General features: G+C 60.2%; 21 protein-coding genes. 16 read left to right on the top strand and 5 right to left on the bottom strand.

The genetic code is table 11. The features are described from left to right. Nucleotides 1-19: 19 nt before the first annotated feature. The 7 genes from GQ39_RS28065 (at nucleotide 20) to GQ39_RS28035 (ending at nucleotide 9,434) form a co-directional block, all read left to right on the top strand. Complete coding sequence (locus GQ39_RS28065) at nucleotides 20-1,246, top strand: DUF3426 domain-containing protein (RefSeq protein WP_047536974.1); 1,227 nt, start codon at nucleotides 20-22, stop codon at nucleotides 1,244-1,246. 185 nt (nucleotides 1,247-1,431) lie between these two features. Further along, nucleotides 1,432-2,442, top strand: coding sequence for a tRNA dihydrouridine synthase DusB (gene dusB, locus GQ39_RS28060; RefSeq protein ID WP_047536969.1), 1,011 nt, complete (start codon nucleotides 1,432-1,434; stop codon nucleotides 2,440-2,442). Beyond that, nucleotides 2,439-2,759 carry a DNA-binding transcriptional regulator Fis gene (gene fis, locus GQ39_RS28055; RefSeq protein WP_015093301.1) on the top strand — a complete coding sequence of 107 codons (321 nt, stop codon included), beginning with the start codon at nucleotides 2,439-2,441 and terminating at the stop codon, nucleotides 2,757-2,759. Before dusB ends, fis begins: the two co-directional genes overlap by 4 nt. Before the next feature lie 81 nt (nucleotides 2,760-2,840). Beyond that, nucleotides 2,841-4,448: a bifunctional phosphoribosylaminoimidazolecarboxamide formyltransferase/IMP cyclohydrolase gene (gene purH / locus GQ39_RS28050; protein WP_047536964.1), complete on the top strand. Its 1,608-nt coding sequence runs from the start codon at nucleotides 2,841-2,843 to the stop codon at nucleotides 4,446-4,448. A 153-nt stretch (nucleotides 4,449-4,601) separates the two neighbouring features. Continuing rightward, the gene (purD, locus tag GQ39_RS28045) at nucleotides 4,602-5,897 is read left to right on the top strand and encodes a phosphoribosylamine--glycine ligase (RefSeq protein ID WP_047536961.1); all 1,296 of its coding nucleotides are present in this window, start codon (nucleotides 4,602-4,604) and stop codon (nucleotides 5,895-5,897) included. A 99-nt stretch (nucleotides 5,898-5,996) separates the two neighbouring features. Beyond that, nucleotides 5,997-8,771, top strand: a complete 2,775-nt coding sequence (locus tag GQ39_RS28040; RefSeq protein ID WP_047536958.1) for a hybrid sensor histidine kinase/response regulator — start codon at nucleotides 5,997-5,999, stop codon at nucleotides 8,769-8,771. A gap of 66 nt (nucleotides 8,772-8,837) precedes the next feature. Further along, entirely contained in the window at nucleotides 8,838-9,434 is a 597-nt protein-coding gene (locus tag GQ39_RS28035) for a MarC family protein (protein ID WP_047536956.1), read from the top strand. A 109-nt stretch (nucleotides 9,435-9,543) separates the two neighbouring features. On the opposite strand, the gene GQ39_RS28030 is transcribed toward GQ39_RS28035, so the two are convergent. From GQ39_RS28030 to cobG, 5 genes are all read right to left on the bottom strand, one after another. Further along, entirely contained in the window at nucleotides 9,544-10,359 is an 816-nt protein-coding gene (locus tag GQ39_RS28030; RefSeq protein WP_236693124.1) for a hypothetical protein, read from the bottom strand. A 228-nt stretch (nucleotides 10,360-10,587) separates the two neighbouring features. Then, on the bottom strand, nucleotides 10,588-12,297 hold the full coding sequence (cobJ, locus tag GQ39_RS28025) for a precorrin-3B C(17)-methyltransferase (RefSeq protein ID WP_047536954.1): 1,710 nt from the start codon (nucleotides 12,295-12,297) through the stop codon (nucleotides 10,588-10,590). Beyond that, nucleotides 12,297-13,028 (bottom strand): precorrin-2 C(20)-methyltransferase, encoded by a 732-nt coding sequence (locus tag GQ39_RS28020; protein WP_047539229.1) that lies wholly within the window; start codon nucleotides 13,026-13,028, stop codon nucleotides 12,297-12,299. The genes cobJ and GQ39_RS28020 overlap by 1 nt, the downstream gene beginning before the upstream one ends. Continuing rightward, nucleotides 13,028-13,654 (bottom strand): precorrin-8X methylmutase, encoded by a 627-nt coding sequence (locus tag GQ39_RS28015; protein ID WP_047536952.1) that lies wholly within the window; start codon nucleotides 13,652-13,654, stop codon nucleotides 13,028-13,030. Before GQ39_RS28015 ends, GQ39_RS28020 begins: the two co-directional genes overlap by 1 nt. Continuing rightward, nucleotides 13,647-14,969: a precorrin-3B synthase gene (gene cobG / locus GQ39_RS28010; protein ID WP_047536950.1), complete on the bottom strand. Its 1,323-nt coding sequence runs from the start codon at nucleotides 14,967-14,969 to the stop codon at nucleotides 13,647-13,649. Before cobG ends, GQ39_RS28015 begins: the two co-directional genes overlap by 8 nt. A 285-nt stretch (nucleotides 14,970-15,254) precedes the next feature. Here cobG and GQ39_RS28005 point away from each other — a divergent pair, with 285 nt between their 5' ends. The 9 genes from GQ39_RS28005 (at nucleotide 15,255) to GQ39_RS27965 (ending at nucleotide 21,323) form a co-directional block, all read left to right on the top strand. Next, nucleotides 15,255-15,905 carry a hypothetical protein gene (locus GQ39_RS28005; RefSeq protein WP_047536947.1) on the top strand — a complete coding sequence of 217 codons (651 nt, stop codon included), beginning with the start codon at nucleotides 15,255-15,257 and terminating at the stop codon, nucleotides 15,903-15,905. Between the two features lie 160 nt (nucleotides 15,906-16,065). Then, entirely contained in the window at nucleotides 16,066-17,277 is a 1,212-nt protein-coding gene (locus GQ39_RS28000; protein WP_047536945.1) for a bifunctional cobalt-precorrin-7 (C(5))-methyltransferase/cobalt-precorrin-6B (C(15))-methyltransferase, read from the top strand. Then, a complete protein-coding gene (locus GQ39_RS27995) occupies nucleotides 17,270-18,367 on the top strand; it encodes a cobalt-precorrin-5B (C(1))-methyltransferase (RefSeq protein ID WP_047536942.1) in 1,098 nt (365 codons plus the stop codon). Before GQ39_RS28000 ends, GQ39_RS27995 begins: the two co-directional genes overlap by 8 nt. Then, nucleotides 18,364-19,089, top strand: a complete 726-nt coding sequence (locus GQ39_RS27990) for a cobalt-precorrin-6A reductase (protein ID WP_047536940.1) — start codon at nucleotides 18,364-18,366, stop codon at nucleotides 19,087-19,089. Before GQ39_RS27995 ends, GQ39_RS27990 begins: the two co-directional genes overlap by 4 nt. 56 nt (nucleotides 19,090-19,145) lie before the next feature. Continuing rightward, nucleotides 19,146-19,481, top strand: coding sequence for a type II toxin-antitoxin system RelE/ParE family toxin (locus tag GQ39_RS27985; RefSeq protein WP_047536938.1), 336 nt, complete (start codon nucleotides 19,146-19,148; stop codon nucleotides 19,479-19,481). 4 nt (nucleotides 19,482-19,485) lie between these two features. After that, nucleotides 19,486-19,809, top strand: a complete 324-nt coding sequence (locus GQ39_RS27980; RefSeq protein ID WP_047536935.1) for a helix-turn-helix domain-containing transcriptional regulator — start codon at nucleotides 19,486-19,488, stop codon at nucleotides 19,807-19,809. 119 nt (nucleotides 19,810-19,928) lie between these two features. Then, a complete protein-coding gene (locus GQ39_RS27975) occupies nucleotides 19,929-20,327 on the top strand; it encodes a DUF2946 domain-containing protein (protein WP_047536932.1) in 399 nt (132 codons plus the stop codon). A gap of 48 nt (nucleotides 20,328-20,375) precedes the next feature. Continuing rightward, complete coding sequence (locus GQ39_RS27970) at nucleotides 20,376-20,855, top strand: copper chaperone PCu(A)C (protein ID WP_047536929.1); 480 nt, start codon at nucleotides 20,376-20,378, stop codon at nucleotides 20,853-20,855. A 21-nt stretch (nucleotides 20,856-20,876) separates the two neighbouring features. Beyond that, nucleotides 20,877-21,323 (top strand): DUF2946 domain-containing protein, encoded by a 447-nt coding sequence (locus GQ39_RS27965; protein ID WP_047536927.1) that lies wholly within the window; start codon nucleotides 20,877-20,879, stop codon nucleotides 21,321-21,323. Nucleotides 21,324-21,363 lie beyond the last annotated feature (40 nt).

Below are 21,363 nucleotides of genomic sequence, written 5' to 3'. Positions count from 1 at the left end.
GCATAATCCGGATCGCCGCATGACCGACAGCTTCGTCACTCAGTGCCCGCATTGCCAAACCAGCTTCCGCGTCAGCCATGCTCAGTTGAGCGTGGCTCGCGGCGTTGTTCGCTGCGGCTCATGCCTGCAGGTGTTCAATGCCGCCAAGCAGTTGCTTGAGCAGGCCGGCAAGGAACCTGTCGCACCGGTCGTCCCGGCCATCGTCGAAGCACCGCCACCCGCAGAACCCCGCGCCATCAGCCAAAAACAATGGACGGCCGCCGAGCTGGACCTCGACAGCCTCGACCTCGACGAAGAGCTGGCCCGACTCGAGCAGCGGGAAATCCAGCCGACCACGGAGTTCACCCGGCATCGCGAAGACACGCTCAGCGCCCGTCGCGACACCGCCGAGACCGAAGAGCCCTGGTCCGACAGCCTGTTCAGCGAATCGGCTGCCGATCGCGCCCAGACCGAAGAAGAGGATTTGCCGGAACCGGAGCAGGTCCCGAACAAACCCTCGCGCACTGAACCTTCGCTGTCCCTGGAGCCCGTCGAACCGGAGGACGAAGCAACACCGCCACAACTGCGCCTGCACGACCCGCTCGACGCACCGGTTCATCATGAACGCCTGTCGGCCACTGCAAGCGACGAACATGACGACGACCTGCCCTCGATCGAGCCATTGCGCAAGCGACGCGAACGCAGTGAACCCGGCGTGCGCACCGACGTGTTGCAAGACCTGACCGATGATCCGCTGCAACTGGACTGGCAACAACGTCGCTCCCCGTGGGGTCGCCGACTCTTCTGGCTACTGCTGATCGTGCTCGGCGCTGGTGCGCTCGTCGGCCAGTACGTTGCTTACCACTTCGATGAACTGGCACGTCAGGACCAATACCGTCCGTGGTTCCAGCAACTGTGCCCGCAAATCGGCTGCACAGTGCCATCCAAAGTCGACATCGCGAAAATCAAAAGCAGCAACCTGGTGGTACGCAGTCACCCGGAATTCAACGGCGCCCTGGTGGTCGACGCGATCATCTACAACCGCGCGCCTTTCTCCCAGCCATTCCCGTTGCTGGAACTGCGCTTTGCCGACCTCAATGGCCATCTGATCGCCAGCCGTCGCTTCAAGCCCGGCGAGTACCTGAGCGGCGATCTCGAAGGCATGGCCGAAATGCCCCCGCAGACACCGATCCACATCGCACTGGACATTCTCGATCCAGGCGCCAAAGCGGTGAACTACAGCCTCAGCTTCCACTCACCGGAGTGAAACGGTTCACCGATCCTGAATTGACGACAACTTTCTGACTTTACCCGCCCGGACCAAACCGCTGGCGATAACAGAATAACTGTTCAGATTTTGTTCAATTCAGCCTTTATCCAGTCATCGAGAGCGGGTATCATGCCAACCCTTTTTCGAACTCTCATGATCCGGCCCCACAACAGGGAAGTCCTATGTCGGCGGTACGCATCGGCCCATACACATTACACAACGGCTTGATTCTCGCCCCAATGGCGGGCGTCACCGACCAACCCTTTCGTCAGCTGTGCAAGCGACTGGGCGCGGGGCTAGTAGTCTCCGAAATGGTCACCAGCGACATGAGTTTGTGGAACACCCGCAAGTCGCGCATGCGCATGATCCACGAAGGCGATCCCGAGCCACGCTCGGTACAGATCGCCGGTGGTGACGCACAGATGCTGGCGGATGCGGCCCGGGCCAACGTCGAGCTGGGCGCACAGATAATTGATATCAACATGGGCTGTCCGGCAAAAAAAGTCTGCAACAAGGCTGCCGGCTCCGCACTGTTGAAGGATGAGGCATTGGTTACCGAGATCCTGCAGGCCGTCGTGGCTGCGGTTGATGTGCCGGTGACCCTGAAGATCCGTACCGGCTGGGACCGGGACAACAAGAATGGCCTGACCGTGGCGAAGATCGCTGAACAGGCGGGCATTTCGGCGCTGGCGGTCCATGGCCGCACCCGTGCCGATCTGTACACCGGTGAAGCCGAGTACGACACCATCGCCGCGATCAAGCAGGCGGTGTCGATGCCGGTCTTTGCCAATGGCGATATCGACTCGCCAGAGAAGGCCCGATACGTGCTCGATGCGACCGGTGCCGATGGCCTGCTGGTTGGTCGGGCCGCCCAGGGACGGCCATGGATTTTTCGCGAGATCGACCATTTCCTGCGAACCGGCGAGAAGCTCCCGGCGCTGGAACTGATCGAAGTGGAACGCATACTGCTAGAGCATCTGGCTGCGCTTCACGCCTTCTACGGAGACGTGATGGGCGTACGCATTGCTCGAAAGCATGTGGGCTGGTATCTCGCAACCTTGCCGGGCGCCAGGGAGTTTCGCGCCCACTTCAATCGTTTGGAAGATACGGAAGCACAATGCGCCAACGTTCAGGGCTTCTTCGCAGAACGTTACAAGAGCCTGACAGGGGACGGAGAGGGGGTGGCCGCATGACGATGATGACCGAGACTTTAGTGAGTGGAACAACACCCGTGAGCGACAACGTGAATTTGAAACAGCACCTCAATACCCCGAGTGAAGAAGGCCAGACCCTTCGCGGGAGTGTCGAGAAAGCGCTGCACAATTATTTCGCCCACCTTGAGGGCGCTGCCGTCACGGATGTGTACAACCTGGTGCTCTCCGAAGTCGAGGCTCCCCTGCTCGAGTGCGTGATGAACTACGTCAAGGGCAACCAGACCAAAGCCAGCGAGATGCTCGGGCTGAACCGAGGCACGCTGCGCAAGAAACTCAAGCAGTACGATTTGCTGTAAGCATTCAATCAAACCAGAAAGGCGCCCGCGTAAAACCGGTCGCCTTTTTTGCTGACTCCTTTGCTTTTGATGGAAATTGAAATGACCGACCAGACTACCCGCCTGCCGATCCGCCGCGCCTTGATCAGCGTTTCCGACAAGACCGGGATCCTCGAATTCGCCAAAGAACTTGAAGCACTGGGCGTCGAGATCCTCTCCACCGGCGGGACGTTCAAGCTGCTGCAGGACAACGGCGTTGCCGCAGTGGAAGTCGCTGATTACACCGGCTTTGCCGAAATGATGGACGGTCGGGTGAAAACCCTGCACCCGAAAATCCACGGCGGGATCCTGGGTCGTCGCGGTATCGACGACGCCATCATGAACGAGCACGGCATCAAGCCGATCGACCTGGTAGCAGTTAACCTTTACCCGTTCGAAGCCACCATCAACAAGCCAGGCTGCGACCTGCCGACCGCGATCGAAAACATCGACATCGGCGGCCCGACCATGGTTCGTTCGGCAGCGAAGAACCACAAAGACGTGGCCATCGTGGTCAACGCCAGCGATTACGCCGGCGTCCTGGAAAACCTCAAGGCCGGCGGCCTGACCTACGCCCAGCGTTTCGACCTGATGCTCAAGGCCTTCGAACACACCGCTGCCTATGACGGCATGATCGCCAACTACATGGGCACCGTGAACCAGGCCGCTGATACCCTCAGCACTGAAGGTCGCAGCGAATTCCCGCGCACCTTCAACAGCCAGTTCATCAAGGCCCAGGAAATGCGCTACGGCGAGAACCCGCACCAGAGCGCGGCGTTCTACGTGGAAGCCAAGCCTGCCGAAGTCGGCATCGCCACCGCGACCCAACTGCAAGGCAAGGAACTGTCGTACAACAACGTGGCCGACACCGATGCCGCGCTGGAATGCGTGAAGAGCTTCGTCAAGCCAGCCTGCGTGATCGTCAAGCATGCCAACCCGTGTGGCGTGGCCGTCAGCCCGGACGCCGAAGGCGGTATCCGCAAGGCCTACGACCTGGCCTACGCCACCGACACCGAATCCGCTTTCGGCGGCATCATCGCGTTCAACCGCGAGCTGGATGCTGAAACCGCCAAAGCCATCGTCGAGCGTCAGTTCGTCGAAGTCATCATCGCCCCGAGCGTCAGCGAAGAAGCCCGCGCCATCGTGGCCGCCAAAGCCAACGTACGCCTGCTGGCCTGCGGCGAGTGGTCGGCCGACCGCGCGGCGGCCTGGGACTACAAGCGCGTCAACGGTGGCCTGCTGGTGCAGAGCCGCGACATCGGCATGATCAGCGCCGACGACCTGAAAGTCGTGACCAAACGCGCACCGACCGAACAGGAAATCCACGACCTGATCTTCGCCTGGAAAGTCGCCAAGTACGTTAAATCCAACGCCATCGTCTACGCCAAGAACCGTCAGACCATCGGTGTCGGCGCTGGCCAGATGAGCCGCGTGAACTCGGCACGTATCGCCGCGATCAAGGCAGAACACGCTGGCTTGCAGGTAGCCGGTTCGGTAATGGCTTCCGACGCATTCTTCCCGTTCCGCGATGGTCTGGACAATGCGGCCAAGGCCGGTATCACTGCGGTGATCCAGCCAGGCGGCTCGATGCGTGATGCTGAGGTGATCGCTGCGGCGGATGAAGCCGGCATTGCAATGGTATTCACCGGCATGCGCCACTTCCGTCACTGATTACTCGATCAACTGTGGGAGCTGGCCTGCCAGCGATAGCATCCCCTCGGCTTAGCTGATAAACCGAGTTGCCTGCATCGCCGGCAAGCCAGCTCCCACAGAAAAGCACCTCTGCGGTGCTCAACAGAATTAGCGTCATCCGAGGTTTTTGAAATGAATGTTTTGATCATTGGCAGCGGTGGCCGTGAACACGCCCTGGCCTGGAAAGTAGCTCAGGATCCGCGTGTGCAGAAGGTTTTCGTGGCTCCGGGCAACGCCGGCACCGCCATTGAAGCCAAGTGCGAGAACGTCGCCATCGATGTGCTGGCGCTTGAGCAACTTGCAGACTTTGCCGAGAAAAACGTTTCCCTGACCATCGTCGGCCCTGAAGTACCGCTGGTCGCTGGTGTCGTCGATCTGTTCCGCTCCCGCGGCCTCGACTGCTTCGGCCCGACCGCCGGTGCCGCTCAACTGGAAGGTTCGAAAGCGTTCACCAAGGACTTCCTGGCTCGCCACAAGATCCCGACCGCCGACTACCAGAACTTCACCGAGATCGAGCCAGCCCTGGCTTATCTGCGTGAAAAAGGCGCGCCAATCGTGATCAAGGCCGATGGCCTTGCCGCCGGTAAAGGCGTGATCGTTGCCATGACCCTGGCCGAAGCCGAAGACGCCGTACGCGACATGCTGGCGGGCAACGCTTTCGGCGACGCCGGCTCCCGCGTGGTGATCGAAGAGTTCCTGGACGGCGAAGAAGCCAGCTTCATCGTCATGGTTGACGGCAAGAACGTCTTGCCGATGGCCACCAGCCAGGACCACAAACGCGTCGGTGACGGCGATACCGGCCCGAACACGGGCGGCATGGGTGCCTACTCCCCTGCTCCGGTGGTCACCAACGAAGTGCATCAACGCGTCATGGACCTGGTGATTTGGCCGACGGTTCGCGGCATGGCCGAGGAAGGTAACGTCTACACTGGTTTCCTGTATGCCGGTCTGATGATCGACAAGGCTGGTAACCCAAAAGTTATCGAATTCAATTGCCGTTTCGGCGACCCTGAGACCCAGCCGGTCATGCTGCGCCTGCAGTCGAGCCTGGTACTGCTGGTCGAAGCAGCCCTGGCCCAGGCGCTGGACAAAGTTGAAGCGCAATGGGATCCACGTCCGAGCGTCGGTATCGTTCTGGCCGCTGGCGGCTATCCAGGTGACTACGCCAAAGGCGCGGCCATCAAGGGTCTGGATGCAGCCGCGACACTGGAAGGCAAAGTCTTCCACGCCGGTACTGCACTCAAGGACGGACAAGTCGTGACGGCCGGCGGTCGGGTGCTGTGCGCCACCGCCATGGGCGCAAGCGTCGATGCCGCTCAACAGCAGGCATACAAGCTGGCAGCCAAAATTGATTGGGAAGGCTGTTTCTATCGCAAGGACATTGGCTACCGTGCCATTGCCCGCGAGCGTGGCGAAAATCAGGAATAAGCTACCCATTCAGCCGGGCAAGGGCTTCGAGCCCTTGCCTGACTATTCCGGCGCCGCGCATAGTTATATTCTGGCATCAACCTACGAAGGGATTTCGCCGTGCGCTGGCTCAGGATTGCCATAGGTTTTACCGTCACTCTGCTGACCTTGCTCTGCATGCTTACGGCTCAGGCCGCACAAGGCAGCGGCTGGTCCGTTTTGCTCGACGAACAGGGCGACCTGCAGCTGAGCGACATCCGTTCCACACGCTATACCAATCAATTCAGCCCTATCGAACTCGATGAGCTCACCGCCGCCGAGCCCGAAGGCGCACTCTGGCTGCGGTTCCGGCTTGCTCCCGGCAAGCATGAACAGTTGCTCCGGGTGTTCGCACCCGATTTGCTGCACTTCAATATGTATGTGCTGGACGGCGACAAGCTGATCGAGCAATCGAAGACAGGCAGCGAACAAATCAATACCGATCGACCTTTGCCCAGCAGCGACCTGATGCTACCGTTGCCGCAAAGCAACAAGCCTCTCGACGTTTACCTGCGGCTGGTTTCCGAACACCAGCTACGCCCTTACATCACCTTGCAATCAGCGGTCATGACCGCAGCCAACCAGAGCCAGACGCTGATCTACGGCCTGCTGTTGGGCTGCATTGGCATGATGATCCTGCACAACCTCATCCGTTACGCCTACACCCGTTCACGCAGCAGCCTGTGGCTGGCGGCATCCGAAGGCTGCCTGATGCTCAGCCTGGTCCTGCTGTTGAACCTGGCCGGCCCCTGGCTTGCGGAGTGGCAAGCGGTGCAAACCCATGGCGCGTACCTCGCCTTGTTGCTGACGGCACCCTGTGGCCTGATGTTTGCGCTACGCTTCTTCGCCCCCCTCGGTTTCCACCCGCTGAACAAAGTGATCGCGGGCGAAATTCTGTTGATCGCGATCTCAGGGCTGCTACTGCTGTTCGTCAACACGCTGCCGTTGAACTTCATCACCTACGGACTGGTGGCCCTTGCAGGCTTGACGATGCTGTTCGTCAGCGCCTTCCACTGGCAGAAAGGCTATCGCCCGGCGCGGCTGTTCGTGGCCGCCATGGTGGTGTTCAACCTCGGCATACTGATCATCCTGCCTGCCCTGCTGGGGCTGACCCACATCGAACCCCATGGCCTGATCACCACCCTGCTGGCATTCATTTGCATCAGTGGCCTGCTGATGAGCATCGCCTTGAGCGAGCGCCAGCGCAGCATCACCGAAGACCGCTTCAGCATCAGTCGCGACCTGGCCGCCAGCAACGCCGAAATCAACGCCAAGGCAGAGTTTCTGGCGAAGATCAGCCATGAGATCCGCACCCCGATGAACGGCGTACTGGGGATGACCGAGCTGTTGCTGGGCACGCCACTTTCGGTCAAGCAGCGCGACTACGTGCAGACGATCCATAGCGCCGGCAACGAACTGCTGACGCTGATCAACGAAATTCTCGACATCTCCAAGCTCGAATCCGGACAGATCGAACTGGACGATGTGCAATTCGACCTCAACGCCCTGATCGAAGACTGCCTGAGCATCTTCCGCGCCAAGGCCGAACAGCAGAACGTCGAATTGATCAGCTTCATCCAGCCTCAAGTGCCGCGGGTCATCAGCGGTGATCCGACACGTTTGCGCCAGACCCTGTTGAGCCTGGTTGAAAACGCCCTTAAAAAATCCGATGAAGGCGAAATCCTGATCGTCGTCGCGCTCGACGAACGCAGTCCCAAACCACGCCTGCGCATTGCCGTACAGGACAGCGGCGAACCCATGGACGCTGAAGAGCGTGACGCGCTGATGCACGCCGAATTGCACAGCAAGCATTTCCTCTCGACCAACCGGCTGGGCGGTAATCTGGGCCTTGTCATTGCCCGTCAGTTGATTCGCCTGATGCACGGCGAGTTCGGCATCAAGAGTGGCACCAACCAGGGCAGCACACTGTGGCTGACCTTGCCGCTGGACCCTGACCGTCTCGAGCACCCGACTTCCGACCTCGACGGTCCGTTGCAGGGCGCACGGGTGTTGGTGGTGGACGACAACGACACCTGCCGCAAAGTGCTGGTGCAGCAATGCAGCGCCTGGGGCCTGAACGTCAGCGCCGTACCCTCCGGCAAGGAAGCGCTGGCCTTACTGCGCACCAAGGCGCACCTGCGCGACTACTTCGACGTGGTCCTGCTGGACCAGAACATGCCCGGCATGACCGGCATGCAACTGGCCGCCAAGATCAAGGAAGACCCGAGCCTGAACCATGACATCCTGCTGATCATGCTCACCGGCATCAGCAATGCGCCGAGCAAGATCATCGCACGCAACTCAGGAATCAAACGCATCCTCGCCAAACCCGTGGCCGGTTACACCCTCAAGACAACCCTGGCCGACGAGTTGACCCAGCGCAACAAGGGTCTCGCCGTGATGCAGCAGCCATTGGGTCCACCTCTGCCGATCAAGGTCCCCAGCGATTTCCGCATTCTGGTGGCCGAAGACAACAGCATCTCGACCAAGGTCATCCGCGGCATGTTGGGCAAGCTCAACCTGCAACCGGACACCGCCAGCAATGGCGAAGAAGCCCTGCAGGCCATGAAGGCCCAGCGTTATGACCTGGTACTGATGGATTGCGAGATGCCGGTCCTCGATGGCTTCTCGGCCACCCAGCAATTGCGTGCCTGGGAAGTCGGCAACCAGCGCACTCGCACGCCCGTGGTGGCATTGACCGCGCACATTCTCGCCGAGCACAAGGAGCGCGCGCGCCAGGCCGGCATGGACGGACACATGGCCAAACCCGTCGAATTGTCGCAATTGCGCGAACTGATCGAACACTGGGTTGCCCAGCGTGATCAACAAGACCGCGCCACGACCCCAACGTCCTGAGCCGACAGACCCCGCAACGCCTGATAGACTCCCCTCCTCGACTTCCCTCGCCAGTGAGCCTGCACCATGCTTCACGTGTTGTTCAGTGTTTACCTGAAGATGCTGGTGCTCTACAGCCCGTTCTTCGTATTGTCCTGCTTCATCAGTCTCACCCGCGGTTACTCGCGCAAGGAACAGCGTCGCCTGGCCTGGAAAGTGGCAATCGCCACGCTGGTTTCCAGCGTCTTGCTGTACCTGTTCGGAAGAGTGATTTTCAGCGTCTTCGGCATCACTGTGGATGCGTTCCGCATCGGTGCCGGTAGCGTGCTGTTCATCTCGGCACTCGGCATGGCGCAAGGCAAGTCGGCAGTGCAAACCGACAACGTGCAACAGGACGTGACCATCGTCCCGCTGACCATCCCGCTTACGGTCGGCCCCGGCACCATCGGTGCCTTGCTGGTCATGGGTGTAAGCCAGCCGCACTGGGACGACAAGCTCACCGCAATCCTCAGTATTGCCCTGGCCAGTTTCACGGTCGGCGTGGTGCTGTACCTGGCCAATCATATCGAGCGCATTCTCGGCGACCAGGGATTGCAGATCGTCAGCCGGTTGATGGGGTTGTTCGTGTGTGCGTTGGCGGCGCAGATTATTTTCACCGGGGTCAAGGGCTATCTGATTCCTTGACTGGCACCGCCCGCTCCGAGACTTCACTCGGGAGAGATAACGCCAGCATCAATCAACGAGCCATTTTTCAGACGGGCCAGAGGCAGCAGATGCCTCTGACCCTTTCGTGTTACTTGCGACGCCTGAAACGCTTGACCAAAATTTCCTTTCGATGCTCGCCAAGATACTCTTCAATGTCCGCCCTTATTTCCGCATATCGGGCAGGATTGAAGGTTACGAACGACTTCCCGTGAAAAATATCCAGCGAGGAAGTTTTCCAGTCGACAAACAGCACGCCCCCCTCACGGCCTCCACCTTGATGATCAACAGCGGCTAGCGCAACCAGGATAATTCCATTCGACATTTGTTCGCAGGGAATCGTGGACAAACGTACGCCTTCAGCACTCTTCGCCCCTATATTCAGCAAGTTGATGGCTTCAGGCTCTTTCTTTAGTGCGTCCAATGTAGAGTTCGCGACCGCACTAAGCACCGCGGCGCCTGGGAAAGCCGCTTTGGCCGCCTCGACGGCAGCCCGGACAATATCAACCATGACATTATCGATTTCCAACTTCAGCGACGTTGCGCTGTACTTCGAGTAGCCTTTATCTGGAACAAAACATCCCAGGTCTTCCATGCACGTCGTAAAGGCGTGATACCAGGCCTTGGGATCTTTATGTCCTGGAACTTCGTAATTAGCCTCCATTTTCGACATGGTGATCAAGTTCTCGATAATCGCCATGTTCTCAATGCTTATCTTGTCACCATAACCAATCAGGCTATTGCCGAGCACCAGTGCATCCAGCTCTTTTGTTGGACTCGTTGCAACCGTCGACGGCACCGACCTTTTAAGCCGCTTGCCTGCCACGGCGTTTTTGCGCCTTTCAACGCGCGCCCTTACCAGATCGATACGGTCAGAACCGCTTAAAGAACTTTCAAACTCACTCACAATAATATCCTTTTATTTATTAAAAACCGCTCCCTCCCGGAGCGAATCAAATCTAACGCGACCACACTCAACCAACAACCATAACTAAATACAACATATGTAGCGCGCATCAAATAATCATGCACACAATTACGACCACAACAAAAAGCTCACAAAACCAACCGGACCGCCACCAAACAATAGTTCGGGCGATCCGGGGTTATTCGATACAAAAAAATGAAGCAGTTATTATCGGGCGGGATTGAGCTTATCGCCGTAGCTACGTGGCGTGTACACCCAGGTACTACCGTCCGGGCGAGGAATCACACGAGTCGTCGAGGAGCCAATGAGCACCATCGTTCGCATGTCCACCTGATCGGCAGTCAATTGCCCGAGTGTCGTCACCCGCAAGGTCTGACCCGGGCGACCGATATCGCGCCCCAGCACAACTGGCGTTTCAGGTGTGCGATGCCTGGCGACGATGTCCAGCGCCTGCCCCAGCTGCCACGGGCGCGAGCGCGAGATCGGGTTGTAGAACGCCAGGGCCAGGTCCGCCTGGGCCGACAGATCCAGGCGCTTTTCGATGATTGACCAGGGCTTGAGGTTGTCCGACAGCGACAACACGCAGAAGTCATGACCCAGCGGTGCGCCTGCCTGTGCGGCAGTTGCCAGCGACGCGGAAACGCCCGGCAGGATCTCGAGATCGACGTTGTGCCAATGGACGTCCGTGGACTCGTCGAGCGCTTCCAGCACGGCGGCAGCCATGGCAAAGACACCCGGATCGCCAGACGACACCACCACCACCGACCGCCCTTGGGCCGCCAGTTCGAAGGCGTGGCGAGCGCGCTGCATTTCCTCACGGTTGTCGGTGCAATGCAGCACCTGATCGGCACGGAAGGGTCCGGCCATGCGCACATAGGTTTCATAACCCAGCACATCGTTGGCGCGCGCCAGTTCGGCCTTCACCGCCGGGACCATCAACTCGGCCGCACCGGGCCCCAGACCGATCACCGCCAGGCGCCCGCGAGGTCGGCCGATCTGCAGCGGGTCCACTGGCTGTTCGGCGATCGCTACGCTGATGGTTTCATCGCCAGCGATGGAAACAGCCTGCCCGATGGCATCGCGGGCCAGCTCGCTGAGCGTTCCAGCCGCGCTGGAAAAACGCAGGGGTACACCCAATTCGAGTGCGGCTTCACGCAGAGCCGGGTCAGCCATTTCCGTGTCGGCAGCCAACAGGCAGGCCAGCGATTGCCGGGCAATATTGGCCTGACGCAAAACATCACCAATCACCTTCGGCAAATCCGCAACGCCGGGCTTTACCGCGACCACCACGCAACGTGGATAGATCAGCAGTTCATTGGCCGCAACCGCTCGCTCGGCATGGCCGACATGAACGGTCAAGCGCGCCTGCCCGTCCTCAGGCAACTGCGCCTGCGCCAGCCAGGGCGCCGAACCTTCGATGCGCACCGTTTCACCGGCCAGCAAATCGGAGACGAAACGCTTGCCCAGCTCCAGGTCACCCAAGGCATAGCCGCTGGGTGGATTAAGCAGGCAAGTGCCAAAACGCAGCTCGCCACTGGTGGTGATCGCAGCCGCTACCTCGAGATGAGCAGCGATCTCTCGCGCCAACACATTCACCCCGCCCAGGCCGCCGAGCAGCGGCACCACTGCGCTGCCGTCTTCAGCCACGGCCAGCACCGGCGGCTCACTGCCCTTTTCCAGTAGCAGCGGCGCCAGTGTGCGAATCACGATCCCGGCCGCGCACAATGCAATGATCGGCGTGTCTTGCCGATATAGATCGCGCAACGTCGCACCGAACTCGCGATAGAGACAGTCCGCGCCTTCAACCCGTTCGGCCAGGCCGTGGATCAGCGCATCCGGGTAGAGTTGTTGAATCTTGCGCGCGGTCGCAAGGCTGCCATTGCCGAGTATGACAATCGCCGGAACTGGACGGGGCATCAGCCTTGCCACCTTACGCCGGGAACGATGATCAGCGAGAAATACGGCGAAGACATCGGCTCGACCTCATCCAGCGGGACGATTTTCTGATTGGCCATGGTCGCGCGCTCAACGTACAGCGCGCGCTCGGCCAGACCGAGCTCTTCCAGAACCTGGCGGACCTTGGGGAAGTTGCGCCCCAGCTTCATGATCACCGCCGCGTCTGCATCGGCCAGGCGACGCTTGAGTTCATCGTGCGGCAATACACCGGACAACACCGACAGGCTCTGATTGCGGTACACCAGCGGCGCCCCGAGTACCGAAGCACCGCCGAGCATCGAGCACACGCCCGGCACGACTTCGGCGTCATAGCGCTCGGCCAGGCGATCGTGCAGGTACATGTAAGAGCCGTAGAAGAACGGATCACCTTCGCAGATCACCGCCACATCTCGACCGGCATCCAGGTGCGCGGCCAGTTGTTCGCCAGCGGTATCGTAGAAGTCGCTGATCACTTGCTCATACGACAGCGGCGCGGGCAGTGCCTCGGTGGTCACCGGGTAAACCAGCGGCAGCAGGGTTTGTGCATCCTGCAAATGGGCCTCGATGATGCCAAACGCGTTGCCCTTTTTTCCCTTGGCGACGAAGTACGCCACCACCGGCGATTCGCGCAGCAGACGCAGGGCTTTGACGGTAATCAGTTCAGGATCACCCGGGCCGACGCCGAGGCCGATCAAACGTCCTGGTTGCTGCATCATTCGATCTCCGTGGCGAGGGCATTGACAGCGGCCGCGGCCATGGCGCTACCGCCCAGGCGGCCTTGCATGATGACGAAGGGCACGCCACGGCTGTCGGCGGCAAGCGCTGCCTTCGATTCGGCGGCCCCGACGAAGCCCACCGGGAAGCCGAGGATCAGCGCCGGTTTCGGTGCCCCGGCGTCGAGCATTTCCAGCAGATAGAACAGCGCGGTCGGCGCATTACCGATCACCACCACACTGCCTTCCAGATGCGGGCGCCACAGCTCCAGCGCGGCGGCGGAGCGGGTGTTGCCCAGCTCACGGGCCAGCTCCGGAACGCTTTCATCGCGCAGGGTGCAAATCACCGGGTTGTTCGCCGGCAAGCGCGCGCGGGTGACGCCTTCGGAGACCATCCGCGCATCACACAGGATCGGCGCACCGGCCGCCAACGCATCGCGTCCGGCCTTGCCCGCGCCTTCGGAAAACTGCAAACCGTCGATGGCATCGACCATCCCGCAGGCGTGAATCACCCTCACCGCGAGTTTTTCCAGATCGGCCGGGATTCGCGCGAGGTTGGCCTCGGCGCGAATGATCGCGAAGGAATTGCGATAGATCTCCTGACCGTCGCGGATGTAATCAAGCATCTAGGGGGCTCCGTGAGCGGGCGTCGAGCAAGGCGCCGACCGCGTCGATAGTAAGGTTGCGTGCGTGCAAGGCGCCGAATCCCGGCTGCGCTGCATCGCGAAAATAGAGGTCGTAATGACCGGGAGTCACGGCCAGCAAAGTGACCGGAGCAATATGCGCGGCAGCACAGGATCGTGAGCAACCGCTCAAGTGGACCTTCAATGCATGCCCATCGCGTTGCAGCAAAGCAGCCAGTTGCAACGCGTCCGCCTTGGTGTCGGCCAGGCCTTTGCCGCAACCGCTGGATCCGGTACAGGCGATCAACCGGGACAATGGCTGAGCGCTTGCGCATAACAAGCCCAATGACTCCAGGCGCCGAATGACTTCAGCGGCGTTTTCCTCATGGATATTGGGCAGCAGCAAACTCTGCCAAGGGGTGAAACGCAGGCTCGAATCGCCGAACGCTTGCGCCAGTTGCGACGCGCCTCGGAGCATATCCGGGGTCAGTCGGCCCAGCGGCGGTACGGCGCCGATGTACACCAGGCTCGCCTGTGCCTGTGAGTGCGCGCCAATGTGCAGAAAGTCCGGGCTCACGCGGCGTTGCCAGCCAACAACGGGATTGATTGGCAACTGCGCCTGCAGCCGGGCGAGGAACGTGGCGACCGGGTATTCGGCCAACAAGTGGCGCATTCGCGTCTGATCGGGTCGTGCGAGTTCAAGAAACAACTCCAGCACCGCCACCACCAATGCATGACCATCGTCCAGCCTCACCGCACCGAGCGCAGCATCCATTGGGGTGCCGGCCAGGCCGAAGACGAGCCATTGGGTGCCATCCTGCTCTGTCGCGCTCAGCCACAGATCATGAGGGTGTTCCAGCATTGCCAGCGCTTCGCCGCCATCGATTTGCACAGCAAACTTGGCGCTCAGATCGTGGAAGCGCGCGTGAGTTTGCAGCGTGTCCAGCACCTGTTCCGCCAGTGCGCGGGTGTCGAACAACATCTGAGGGTCTATCCCGGCGGCCGGGCTGAGCATCAGATTGCGTACATCATCGCCCTCGGCATGGCTCGGCCCCAATCCAGCGGCGAGCAAACTGTCGATCAACGCCGCCGTTTCGCTGCCAATCCCGCGAATCTGCAGGTTGGCGCGGTTGGTCGCCTCGATCACCCCAGCGGCATATCGTTCGGCGCCATCTGCCACGGAGATCGCCTGCCGGGCCTTGATCGAGCCACCGCTGAGTTTGATCCGGCAGATACCACCGTCCAATGCCTGGACGACCCGCAACAACCCGGGACAGGCCGAAGGGCGCAAAAGGGTGGGTTTCTGATGTGGATTCACAGGATGACCGGTACGAGATGAAGGGCAGCATTATGCCTGCTTTGTCTGGCCGGATGAAAAGCCCGCGCAGATTGACGACGAAAAGCGATCCCGGGGCCGGTTTGCGCTGTTCGAGCCTGTATTGCACAGGGGCAATTCAATCAGGCAATAACGCCACGGAAACGCTTAACAGCAAGAATCAAATTTATAACCCGCCATCATTTCAACGACCGATGATTCTTTGTAGTTTCATCAACCATTAAAGCCACGCATCACAACACAAACACCACCTACAAGGAGCAGTGTATGGTTATGGACAAACCCTCTGGAACATTAACCGGCCCCAATCTTATTTCATGCATCAGTGAACTCTCTCCAGCGGATTACGATGATTTTACCTTTTGCACACAAATAGCCACCCATTCCGCGGACCTGGTCGGCAGCCGCTTTACCGATTCGGAAAAATGGTTACATGAGTATGTAGTGACGCTGAATTTTTTTGGCTGGTCTGTCTTTCAGGAAGCCATCTTCACTCGCACGCGATACGACATCTCGACGAGCATCGCGGATTTTCTGGTTCAGAGCGCACAGCGCATGCCCGACTCCCGACAAGGGAACGCCATGATCGACACCCTCGACGCGTTGAAACCGGACAATCCGGCGATCGCCTCACTGGATAAGGAAAGCCTTAATGGCAAGCGCTTTCAGGTTATCCCTGTGCGGTATGATTCAAAAGGCTTTCTTGAAGTTGCAGTGTTCAATCTGGAATTGGTAGCCAACGCCAAAAAGAACAGTTTTATATTCTGGAGCTGGGAAGAACAGCCCGCAACAATCATCCAGCATCGAGCCAGCCTTAAACTGGATAAAAGAATACTTGAAAGCAAAAGATCAATGATCGAGAAAAAGCGGCTCGAAATCAGAATGAAGAGATTCGACCTGAGAAAGCGTCATCAATAAAATTAAATCCCCCCCGATTAACACCTCTATCACCATCAACAACGATTTCGCATGCTGCCACAGGCGAATGCATTCGCCGCCGCGTTATGATGCGCAACCTGCGTGAGTCGACGCAGGTTGCGCAGAGTGATTTGGCTTCGGTTTACAGAAGAGGAACGGCATGGCCCCCTGGCTGACGGTAGTAGGCATCGGTGAAGACGGTTTCAAAGGCCTGGGCAAGAACGCCCGGCACGCCCTGTTGCATGCCTCACGGATCTTCGGCGGTCAGCGGCACCTGGACCTGTTGCCGGCGTGCATTCGGGGCGAACGCCAGAGCTGGCCGAGCCCGTTTTCCGTCGAGCCCGTGCTGGCCCTGCGCGGTGAGCCCGTGTGTGTTCTCGCCAGTGGCGATCCGATGTTTTTCGGGGTCGGCGCCAGCCTCAGCCGACAACTGGCCAGCGCCGACCTGCAAATTCTGCCAGCCCCCTCCTCTTGCTCGCTCGCCGCCGCCCGAATGGGCTGGCCCTTGCAGGAGGTCGTGACGTTATCGGTGGTGGCCCGCCCCGTCGCCGCCCTCAATGCGCAGTTGTTCAGCGGCGTGCGCTTGTTGGTCCTGAGCAACGACGGGGGCAGCCCCGCCGCCATCGCCGCACTGCTGCGTGATCGCGGATTCGGCCCCAGTCGCCTCAGCGTGCTGGAACACTTGGGCGGCCCCGCAGAACGGCGGATCGACGGCATTGCCAGCGAGTGGAGCGATCCCGCGATTGCCGACCTGAACCTGATCGCCATCGACTGCATCGCCGAACCCGATACGCCACGCCTGTCAAGATTGGCCGGTTTGCCGGACTCGGCGTTCAAACATGACGGCCAACTGACCAAGCGCGATGTACGCGCGGTCACGCTCGCCCGCCTGGCCCCGGTTCCCGGTGAGCTCTTGTGGGACGTCGGTGCCGGCAGCGGCTCGATCGGCATCGAGTGGATGCGCGCCCATCCGAGTTGCCGGGCGCTGGCCATCGAAGCCGATGCAGGGCGCCAGCAGTTGATCGAACACAACCGCGATGCCCTCGGCGTCCCCGGCCTGCAGCTGATTCGCGGCAGTGCGCCGCAAGCCCTGACCGGGCTGGAGCGACCGGACGCGATTTTCATCGGCGGCGGCGTGACCCGCGAAGGCGTGCTCGACGCCTGCTGGGCCGCCCTCAAACCCGGCGGCCGGCTGATCGCCAATGCGGTCACGCTGCAAAGTGAAATGACCCTGATGGCCTGGCGCGACCGGCACGGCGGAGACCTGACGCGGATTCATATCGCTCAGGCACAACCGCTGGGCGACTTCGATACCTGGCGTCAGGCGTTGCCGATTACCTTGCTGGATGTGACGAAGTCCCTCGATGCGTGACGAAACCGCCGAACAACCCGCCCCCCTGCGCAGTGGCCTGACCACGGGCAGTTGCGCGACGGCAACCAGCCTTGCGGCGGCTCGCCTGCTGCTCAGCGGGGTGAGCTCGGATGCCGTGGAGATCATCTTGCCCAAAGGCAAACAGGTGCAGATGCGCCTGGAGTTTTGCCGCACGACCGAGGACGGCGCCGAAGCGGGCACCCTCAAAGACGCTGGCGATGATCCTGACGTGACCCACGGCGCCTTGCTCTACTCCCGGGTACGCCTCATCGGCGAACCGGGTGTCAGTTTCAAGGCCGGACGCGGTGTCGGCACCGTCACCCGGCCAGGGCTGGTGCTGGGCGTCGGCGAGCCGGCGATCAACCCGGTGCCGCGCAAAATGATCACCGATCACCTGACCCGACTGGCCGATGAATTCGGCTATGGCGGCGGTTTCGAGGTCACGGTGAACGTCGAAGGCGGCGAGGAACTGGCGCTGAAAACCATGAACCCGCGCCTGGGGATTCTCGGCGGTCTGTCGATTCTTGGCACCAGCGGCATCGTCCGGCCATTTTCCTGCGCGGCGTACATTGCCTCGATCCATCAGGGCATCGATGTCGCCAAGACCAACGGTTACCTGCACATCGCCGCGTGCACCGGCAATGCCAGCGAAGACACGATGCGTCGGGTCTACAACCTGCCGGAAATTGCCCTGATCGAAATGGGTGACTTCGTCGGCGCCGTGCTCAAGCACCTGCGCAAAGTGCCGGTGGAAAAACTCAGTCTTTGTGGCGGCTTCGGCAAGATCAGCAAACTGGCGGCCGGGCACATGGACTTGCACAGTCGGCATTCGAGCATCGACCTGCCACAACTGGCCGAATGGGCGGCAGCGGTTGGCGCCGACGCGGCGTTGCAGCAAAGCATCCGCGAAGCCAACACCAGTCAGCAAGCGTTGGCCATGGCCAGCGCCGCCGGGATCGCCCTCGGCGATGCAGTGTGCCGGCATGCCCTGGACTTTGCCCGCAGCGTGGTGCCGGCGCAGGTTCAGGTCGAAGTGTTCGCGATCGATCGCCAGGGCGGGATCGTCGGCCATGCAGGAGCCTTCCAATGAAACGCCTGCTGTTGCTCGGTGGCGTCACCGAGGCCCTGGCGATTGCCCGAACCCTGGGGCCACAGCACATCTACAGCCTGGCCGGTGTCGGTCGGGTGCCGACGGATCTGACTTGCCAGGTTCGTGTTGGCGGCTATGGCGGTGCCGAAGGCCTGGCGCAGTTCATCCGCGATGAAAGGATTGATCTGCTGCTCGACGCCACCCATCCCTACGCCGCCCGAATCAGTCAAAACGCCGCGACCGCCGCCCGCTTGAGTGGCATCGCCTGTTGGGCGCTGCGGCGTCCGGCGTGGCAACCACAGCCCGGGGATGACTGGCGCGAAGTCAGCGACTGGGCTGAATTGATCCAGGCACTCAAACCCTTCCGGCGACCGCTGTTTACCCTCGGACGCGAGCCCCTGCAGCACCTGGATGAAATCCCGCCGGATCAATTCTGGACCCTGCGCGCACTGGACGTTTATCCCGGCAACGAGCGCTGCGAAGTGATCGGTGCACGCGGGCCGTTCCTGATCGAGGATGAGCGTGTGCTGTTCGAACGCCGGCAGATCGACGTGCTGATCAGCAAAAACAGCGGCAGCACCGCCACCGAACCGAAGCTGGAAGTGGCGCGGGAACGTGGGGTGCCGGTGCTGGTGTTGAAGCGGCCGGTGTTGCCGGGGGTTGAGCGGGAGTTTCTGTCGCTCGAGGAAACACTTGATGCGTTGGCGGCCTGCGCTCAGTAAGGCAGGATCATTGGCTTGCATGAACAGTAACCTATTTGTTACCTTCAAGGCCGCCTGTGATCACACTCGAAGAATACGTGCAGGACAACGAATCAAGCCCCTTTGGGCGCTGGTTTTCCACCTTGAATGCTCAGGCAGCGCTAAAGGTTTCCAATGCATTGCTCAGACTGGAGCTAGGCAATACATCCAACATCAAGTGGTTTGAAGGTCTCGGCGAATATCGAATCAATTGGGGCCCCGGCTACAGGATCTACCTTGTTCAAGAAGGGAAACGCCTGATCATCCTTTTGGGTGGAGGCGACAAGTCCACGCAAAAAACCGACATCAAACAGGCAAAAATACTGATAGCCGAATTTCGGACCCGAAAAAAAGCTCAACGAAATCGGAGATAGAGTCATGGCGCTAACCCGAAGCTACAAACACACGATCGCCGAGCGCGCCCAGCGTGATCCCGAGTTCGCCCAAGCATTGTTGGATGAGGCTGCTACCCTGTTTCTCAATGGTGAACCTGAAATGGCCAGGATCATTCTGCGTGACCTCGTTAACGCCACTGTAGGTTTCGAAGAACTGGCAAAGGGAACAGCGAAGCCCAGCAAAAGTCTCCATCGGATGCTATCTGCCAAAGGCAATCCGAGCATGGACAACCTGGCTGCGATATTCGCGGTCATTCGCGCTACGCTTGGAGTAGATATGCAAGTACATGCGGTGCGTGCGCACTGACAGCATAAGAAACAAGCGAACTTGGCTGCGACACCAAACCGCACGCAGCCTTTTTACTTATCGGCCCTGATCAGGCTAAATAGCCCGCGCCTGATCGCCCACCCAAACGGATTTTTTCCATGTCCCGACACCGGCTCGCAATTGCCTGGATAGCCTGCTTCGCAGTGCTGTTCAACATGCTCGCCATGCCGATGTCCGGAGCGATGGCGCAGACGACCACAGCACCTGCCGAACAAGTGTTGTGGGGCAGTTTCTGTTCATCCAGCGGCACCAAAATGGTGGCAATTTCTCTGGGCAAGATTGAGCAGAAGGCACCGCAAAACGACGAACACTCCAATATGCAGCATTGCTGGTGTTGCTCCGGTTCCGCGCCGCTGGTGGCGCTGCCAGGGCATGAACCGCAGCTGTATTTCGCCAGTTTCGAATCCAATCGCAGCTTGCCTCCGTCGTCCCTCAACACCCCGACGCCGCGCCAGCAATGGCCAAGTCTCAATCCCCGCGCTTCCCCTCTGGTGTGATTCCTTCTCGCAATTGAACTGCGTTTTGAATCGTTCCGGAGAACTGCCATGTTGAACAAATTCCTCGTTCTGGCCGCGTTGCTGCTGCCTGCCTGCTTTGCCAATGCCCACGAATACAAGGTTGGCGAACTGGAAATCGCCCACCCCTGGTCGCAAGAGTTGCCGCCCAATGCGCCGACCGTTGCGGCGTACTTCGTGATTCACAACCCAGGCAAAACCGCCGACCGCCTGCTCAGCGCCGATACCCCCATTGCAGGCGAAGCTCAGTTGCACGAGCACGTCATGCAAAACGACATGATGAAAATGCAGCACGTACCGAGCGTGGAGATCCCCGCTGGCGGCGAGGTCACTTTTGCGCCGATGGCCTATCACGTGATGCTCCTCAACCTGAAAGACCGCAGCCTGCTCACTGACGGCAAACGGTTCCCGATGACCCTGCACTTCGAGAAGGCCGGTGACGTGAAGGTCGACGTCACGGTGCAGAAGCAGGCGCCGGATGGCATGCCAGCACACGCGCATACCCCGTAATCGCCTGAGCTGAAAACGCCCATGCGCGCGCTTAGCGCCAGGTCATCCAGGTCACGTCGTCAGCCATTGAGCCTGACACGCGGCAGCTGGATCAGCCTGTTCGCCATGCTGATGATTTTCATCGGTCCGCTGATATCTCAGTCGATGCCGATGGATTCGCGTGCGGCCATGTCCATGAGCATGTCGATGGACATGAGCATGGACATGTCGGCAATGGAGCACGCCGACCACGGCGCGCAACCCGCCGCCGAGCACTGCCCGCCACAAGCCGGGCATCATGTCCTCTGGGAAAAATGCGGCTATTGCAGCCTGCTGTTCAACTGCCCGGCGCTCACCGGTGGCGTGTCATTCACCGCATTCGACACCCCGCCCGTCAATACTTTCACCACACCCTCCCCACGCCTGGGCCATGCCCGGCAAACCTTCTTCCCCGGTGCTCGCACCCGCGCCCCGCCCGTCCTCGCGTAAACACCCACCACTGATTTCACACGTCCGCAAGACAACCAAA

This window comes from Pseudomonas sp. 11/12A (genome assembly GCF_000800055.1).
Taxonomy (GTDB): Bacteria; Pseudomonadota; Gammaproteobacteria; order Pseudomonadales; family Pseudomonadaceae; genus Aquipseudomonas; species Aquipseudomonas mohnii.
This window is presented reverse-complemented; position numbering and strand designations above follow the sequence as displayed.